At 60.9% G+C, this 6,064-nt stretch carries 9 protein-coding genes; 5 read left to right on the top strand and 4 right to left on the bottom strand.

What is annotated here, in order from left to right:
• The coding region (locus tag M0954_RS27730; protein WP_297356694.1) for a LuxR C-terminal-related transcriptional regulator at positions 1-387 on the top strand (387 nt) is incomplete at its 5' end.
• A 49-nt stretch (positions 388-436) separates the two neighbouring features.
• Here M0954_RS27730 and M0954_RS27725 read toward each other — a convergent pair.
• Positions 437-1,291 carry an oxidoreductase gene (locus M0954_RS27725; protein ID WP_297356692.1) on the bottom strand — a complete coding sequence of 285 codons (855 nt, stop codon included), beginning with the start codon at positions 1,289-1,291 and terminating at the stop codon, positions 437-439.
• Between the two features lie 552 nt (positions 1,292-1,843).
• Here M0954_RS27725 and M0954_RS27720 point away from each other — a divergent pair.
• Both M0954_RS27720 and M0954_RS27715 read left to right on the top strand, forming a co-directional pair.
• On the top strand, positions 1,844-2,467 hold the full coding sequence (locus M0954_RS27720; protein ID WP_297356696.1) for a 2-hydroxychromene-2-carboxylate isomerase: 624 nt from the start codon (positions 1,844-1,846) through the stop codon (positions 2,465-2,467).
• 119 nt (positions 2,468-2,586) lie between these two features.
• Positions 2,587-2,961: a GFA family protein gene (locus M0954_RS27715; protein WP_122158085.1), complete on the top strand. Its 375-nt coding sequence runs from the start codon at positions 2,587-2,589 to the stop codon at positions 2,959-2,961.
• On the opposite strand, the gene M0954_RS27710 is transcribed toward M0954_RS27715, so the two are convergent.
• Together M0954_RS27710 and M0954_RS27705 are read right to left on the bottom strand one after the other, a co-directional pair.
• Positions 2,958-3,215, bottom strand: coding sequence for a DUF2866 domain-containing protein (locus M0954_RS27710; protein WP_074269206.1), 258 nt, complete (start codon positions 3,213-3,215; stop codon positions 2,958-2,960). The genes M0954_RS27715 and M0954_RS27710 overlap by 4 nt on opposite strands.
• Before the next feature lie 152 nt (positions 3,216-3,367).
• Positions 3,368-3,850 carry a hypothetical protein gene (locus M0954_RS27705; protein WP_297356690.1) on the bottom strand — a complete coding sequence of 161 codons (483 nt, stop codon included), beginning with the start codon at positions 3,848-3,850 and terminating at the stop codon, positions 3,368-3,370.
• Positions 3,851-3,881: 31 nt separating this feature from the next.
• Here M0954_RS27705 and M0954_RS27700 point away from each other — a divergent pair, with 31 nt between their 5' ends.
• Positions 3,882-4,226 carry a DUF4148 domain-containing protein gene (locus tag M0954_RS27700; protein WP_123388278.1) on the top strand — a complete coding sequence of 115 codons (345 nt, stop codon included), beginning with the start codon at positions 3,882-3,884 and terminating at the stop codon, positions 4,224-4,226.
• Between the two features lie 171 nt (positions 4,227-4,397).
• On the top strand, positions 4,398-5,192 hold the full coding sequence (locus M0954_RS27695; RefSeq protein ID WP_122159485.1) for an alpha/beta hydrolase: 795 nt from the start codon (positions 4,398-4,400) through the stop codon (positions 5,190-5,192).
• A 19-nt stretch (positions 5,193-5,211) separates the two neighbouring features.
• On the opposite strand, the gene M0954_RS27690 is transcribed toward M0954_RS27695, so the two are convergent.
• On the bottom strand, positions 5,212-6,064 hold an 853-nt coding region (locus M0954_RS27690), incomplete at its 5' end, for a LysR family transcriptional regulator (protein ID WP_297356688.1).

Genomic DNA, 6,064 nt, shown 5'->3' with positions numbered 1-6,064 from the left:
GCTGCGGCATGCTGGGTGGCGTTGCGCTCGCCGCGTCCATGGCGCGCTGCGTTATCCGTCGGCGATGCGGCTGCCTTGATCAACGAGGAGGTGAACCAGGGGCGCTTCGATGCCGATGCGGTCCACGCGCTTTTGTCATGCGAGCAGGACGGTCAGGAGCCGGGCACTGCCGCACGCGCCCGGCCGGCGCGGGTGTCGCCACTTTCCCCGCGTGAGTCCGAGGTACTGCGGCACATCAGTCTGGGCGAGAGCAACAAGGAAGTTGCCCGTGCCTTGCAGATGAGTCCAAGCACGGTGCGCACGCATGTGGAAAGCGTGTTCCGCAAGCTCGAATGCTCAACCCGGGCCGCCGCTACGTTGAAGGCGTCGACACTCGGGTTGATCTGAGCACTGAGCGTTGGGCACAGGGCGCTCACCGTGCCCGGATAAAAACCCTCTACTTCGTCCCTTCCGGGAAGTCCGCGCCCACGGTGGTCGCTTCCCACGCGTCGAAATCGCTGCGCAGGAAGTCGAGCTTCTTGCGGGCCAGTTCGAGCGCGGCCTTGCCGAGCAGCAGACGCAACGGTGGCGTGTCGGACAGCGCGGCGTCGATGATGGCCTGCGCGGCCCGTACCGGGTCGCCCGCCTGATTGCCGCTGCGGGCGGCAGTCTGCTTGCGGCGCTCGCCGGCGGTGGCCGCGTAATCCTCGATCTGCGTCGCCGATTGCTTGATCGACGGCCCCGCCCAGTTGGTGCGGAACGGGCCGGGCTCGACGATCAGCACGTCGATGCCGAGCGGCTTGACTTCGGTCGCCAGCGACTCGGAGATGCCTTCCACCGCATATTTGGTGCCGTGGTAATAGCCGGTCGCGGCAAAGCTGGCGAGGCCGCCAATCGACGACACGTTGACGATCAGACCGCTGCGCTGCTTGCGCATCACCGGCAACACGGCCTTGGTGGTGTCGATGAGGCCGAACACGTTCGCCTCGAACATCTCGCGTACGGCCGCGTCTTCGCCTTCCTCGATGGCGGCCAGGTAGCCGTAGCCGGCGTTATTGACGAGCACGTCGATACGGCCGAAATGCTCTTTGGCCTGGGCGACGGCATGATCGATCTGTGCGCGCTTGGTGACATCGAGCGGCAGCACGAGGGCGCGATCGCCGTGACCTTCGACAATGTCCGCGACTTTCGACGCGTCACGCGCCGTGACCACTGCGCGCCAGCCGCGCTCCAGCACGAGTTTCGCCAGTTCGCGGCCAAAGCCTGTGGAACAGCCAGTGATCAGCCAGACGGGGTTGTCTCGATTCATCATTTGGGAAGCTCCTGTTCGTTTTGCAGAGGCAAAAAGAGTGAATCTGCCGGGCGGCGTGGTGCGCCGCGGGCAGCATAAGGGTGATGGTTGCTATTAGCGTGCCTGACCGGTTCGGCTTATCTTCGCCGTGTACGGCGACCGGCCGGAAGCGGCGCCTGAGGACACAAGGCGCGTCGAGTCGCTGCAGGAGCGAGAAGGGGGCGTGCGCGGCTCGAATGTAGGTATGGACGGCAGGTTAGCCAATCCATTGTCGCTGATCTGGCGATTCCGTGTGAGGACGGTGCCAGCGAGGGGCAGTCAGGACAGCGCCAGCAGGATCGACGAAGATACGACGATGATGAAGAGGCAGGCTGCGGTCAGAAGGTCATATGGGTAGGCCATTGCGATATCCATATACGTCATGAGTTGATGGCGCGATCATAGGCCGAAGCACATGAAACGACTGTCAACGATTGCAAATTCGTGGCGTTGTGTGGCATTTGTAGGCTTTTGAAATCTCCCGTTCAGGTTGCCTGCGCTGCCTTGTTGTCTATAACCAGGAGAGTTTTCCGGATGAATACCGCTGTATCTGTCCAAAGCACGCAGGAGATCGATTTCTGGTTCGACTTCGCCAGCAACTACAGTTACCTCAGCGTGATGCGCATTGAATCGCAAGCGGCCATGCATCATGTGCGGGTTCGCTGGCAGCCGTTTCTGCTCGGCCCCGTATTGCAGGCCTTGGGCTACGAAACGTCGCCGTTCGTCGTGCAGAAGGAGAAAGGCGAGTACGTTTGGCAGGACATGGAGCGGCAGTGCAGAAAATACGCCGTCCCGTGGCGCAAACCGTCGGCCTTTCCACGCCGTGCGTTGCTGCCATTGCGTGTGGCGACGCTCGGGGCTCATGAGCCGTGGATCGGTGCGTTCTGCCGCGAAGTCATGCAGCTGAATTTCGCGCAAGACCGCGAGATAGATTCGCCGCAGGCGGTGGGCGAGGTGTTGGAGCGTCTGGATTTGCCGGCGCAAAAGATCATCGCCGACGCGCTTACCGATGCCAACAAGCTGAAATTACGCGAACAGACCGAACGGGCTCGAGCGCAGCGCATCTTCGGCGCGCCGACATTCTTCGTTGCTGCGGAGATGTTCTGGGGCAACGACCGGCTGGACGATGCACTGGCATTTGCCGCAGGCGCGCCTTAAGGCGTAAAAACGGCACGATCCGCTTCCCTCCTGACAGCACGCTGGCAGGAGCCCCTGCCTAGAATGAGCTTCAACATCACGTAGAAGCCTTTCCCATCAGCGGTTGCGGAGATTGAGCCATGAAAAAGACCTACCACGGCAGTTGCCACTGCGGCGCAGTGCGATTCGAGGCGGACATCGAGCTGAACACCGGTCAACTGAACAACGGCCGTCGCCGTTGCAATTGCTGGATCTGTGCGAGGCAGCGCGTCTCGGAGACGCTGGTCAAGCCGGAGGATTTTCGCCTGTTAGCGGGCGAAGCGGAACTCGGTGACTATCAGTTCGGCACGGGCGGCGGCCACCATCTGTTCTGCCGGACCTGTGGAGCGGCCACCTTCGGTCGCGGCGCGGTGGATGCGACGGGCAGCGAGTACGTGTCGATTGCCGCCGCCTGCCTCGACAACGCCAATCCAGCCCTCACGCCGAAGCGTGTTGCGAGCGCGTGCTACCGTTAATTGTCGCCGTGCTGGCAAAAACGTCGCCCCGGAACGTGCGACACCACGGCTTGAGCGATTTCAAGCGGTGTGCTTTCCGCGGGGACCACGCGCCGACAGGAATCGGGAGTGTGCTTCAGCGTCCATTCGACCAGACGGTAGGAGCGTCCCCATGGGTGCTGCAATGGGTCAGAGACCGTGCAGGATTGAATCTGGCGGACCCAGTCGTGGTCGGGCATGGCCCGCAGATGTTCGAATACCGTATCTTCAACCATGGTCTGTTCTTCCCTCGCAGGAGTGCGCAACATCTTGCGATGCGCCGACAGCATCCCTCAGATAAAAAAACGCCGCCGATGTTCAGGCGGCTCAACAGGGGATGTTGTGTGCCATAGTTGCAGGAGAAAATTAAGCCAGACTTAAGACCACGTCATAAAGCTCTGGTCCGGACAGAACTTAACGATTGACGTGTAACCGGCGTTAAGCGTTTGCAGAAACGCAACGGCGTATCGGTGAACTGCTTGCGGCCTGCTGGTTCTTCGAAGAATCGATCCTGGGGGACTCCCTCGTTATGAATGAAGCGTGATTGCGGATGGCGCCGGAATACTGGCGTGCGCAGCACGCGGTGTTTCGCGACCCTCAGAAGCATTTCGCGCCATGTATTGCCGACTGGTCGCAAATGGGTGGTGACCGGGATGTGCCTGCGCGAATATTCGTCTGTCGCAGGAAATTGATGTCCGGCTCCAGCCAGCAAGGGATTGCGAGGGATGACCACGAGGCGTTGAGAGGTTGCTTCGAAAAATCCTGGAATAAACCCTGAGACCCTGTGTTCGCCCTTATGTAGACGCAGTACAAGGCCATAGGCCAAAGCCGGACTGTTTATCTCAACCCCGAAGGCGGTTTCAACCGCCAACTAAATTCACCGTTAATTAGGAATCTTAATCATGTACAAGATGCTCGCAGGTTTCGCTCTCGCCGCTGCCACGCTCGGCGCCCCGGTTCTCAGCTTCGCCCAGTCGGATGCACCCGTGACCCGTGCGGAAGTTCGTGCCGATCTCGTTCGTGTCGAGCAGGCCGGATATACCCCGGGTCAAAACGACATCAACTACCCGGCTGACATCCAGGCTGCTGAAGCAAAGATCGCTTCGCAGAACGATCAGCAACTGACCAACCAGGCAGTCGGCGGTGTTGCCCAGAACGGTAGCTCGGCATCGGGTGCGGCATCCCGTACGGCAATGGGCTCCTGCGTCGGCCCGGTCAGCTTCTGCAACGTGTACTTCGGTAGCTAAGTGATGCATCGAGGATCCTGCGCCATAGGTTGTCTTGCGCAGGATCGCCGGTTGTTCCAGTCGTAGAAGTAGGTGGCTTGATAGACGAGTACGGCGCACAGTCGCGAATGCCTACCGGTCAAGCCAGCTATTTTTAAAAAAGTTCGGTTTCCTTATTAATGGAGTTTGATCGTGAAAGTTTTACCTATCGCAGCATCGATCCTTTCCTTGTCTGCATGCCTTTTTGCATCGACCGGTGCGATGGCGCAGGAGACACAACCTGCCACCGCCCCGATCAAGAACATTGTTCTGGTACACGGCGCTTGGGTGGATGGCTCGGGCTGGAAGCCTGTGTACGATATCCTCACCAAAGATGGCTACCACGTCACCATGGTGCAAGAACCGCTGACTTCGCTGGACGACGATGTCGCGGCCACGAAGCGCGTGATCGACCTGCAGGACGGCCCGACCATTCTCGTCGCACATAGCTACGGCGGCTCGATCATTACCGAAGCCGGTGTCGATCCGAAAGTGGCCGGACTCGTGTATGTGGCCGCGCATGCGCCGGCTGTCGGCGAAGACGAGTCGGACCTGGGCAAGCAATATCCGAGCTACACATCGAAGCAGGCGGGCGCCATCAAGAAGACCGACGACGGCTATACGTACCTGAATCCGGCGGACTTCCCCAAGGACTTCGCTGCGGATCTGCCGCTCAAGCAAGCGCAGTTCGAAGCGCAATCGCAGATCCTGACGGCAGCGAAGGTCTTCTCGGCGCCGATGACGGTCGCTGCCTGGACCACCAAGCCGAGCTGGGGCATCGTGGCCGCTGACGACAAGATCATCAATCCGGATCTCGAACGCTTCTACTACCAGCGCGCCCATAGCCACACCACGGTGCTGGCCGGCGCAAGTCATTCGGTCTACGAATCGCGTCCGAAGGAAGTGGCGGCTGTGATCGAAGACGCAGCGAAGCACGCCCAACAGTAATGCGCCCGAGGACCAGCAATCAAAGCAACGGCAGCGTAAGCCTGATGTGCTCCGCGAATACCGTGGTCAGAGGCGAGGGGCGCTCGCGCTCGAACCTGAGCGTAATGGCGATGGTGGGCAACGGCGGAAGCGCAGGATCGCCATTGAGTATGGCGAGATCCGGCGCGACGGCCGTCTGCGTGATGACGGCAAAGGCCTGCCCCGAGCGCACCAGTGCCGTGAGGCCGGCAAGACTGCTGCTCGCACAGGCGATGCGGTAAGCCCTGCCTGCGCGTTGCAGCGCTTCGCAGGCCGCTATGTGATCGAGCGTGTCCGGATCCGAAAGCGCCAGCGGCAAGGGCTCGAAGTGCGCGGGATCCAGTCCCGGATAGCCGACCCAGACCAGCGGTTCGCGGCGAATGATGCCGTCATTCGGCGCATCCTCCGGCAACGAAATCAGGGCGAGGTCCAACGCATGCATCTCTAGTTGTTCGATCAATCGTGGCGTGGGGGCGCACATGACCTCCACTTGGGCATGCGGATGCAGGGCTGAAAACTGCCGGAGCAGCGGCGGCAGGAACACCGCGGCGTAGTCGTCCGGGCAGCCGAAGCGGATCGTGCCCGACAGCCCTTTACCGGAAAGATCGGCCATCGCTTCGTCATGCAGACGCAGGATGCGTTGGGCGTGCACCAACAGGCGTTCGCCGGGATTCGTCAGCACGACCCCACGTCCCGTGCGCTGAAACAGCGGCTGATCGACGATTTCTTCAAGGCGCTTCATCTGCTGGCTCAGCGCAGACTGGGTCCGGCCGATCCGGATGGCCGCACGACTAAACGCCCGCACTTCGGCGATGACGGCGAACGAGCGCAGCAGGTCGATTTCGAGTGAAAGG

Source organism: Paraburkholderia sp., from assembly GCF_026225065.1.
Lineage (GTDB): Bacteria > Pseudomonadota > Gammaproteobacteria > Burkholderiales > Burkholderiaceae > Paraburkholderia.
The sequence above is the reverse complement of the archived record's forward strand: the minus strand, read 5'-3'. Positions and strand labels throughout refer to the sequence as shown.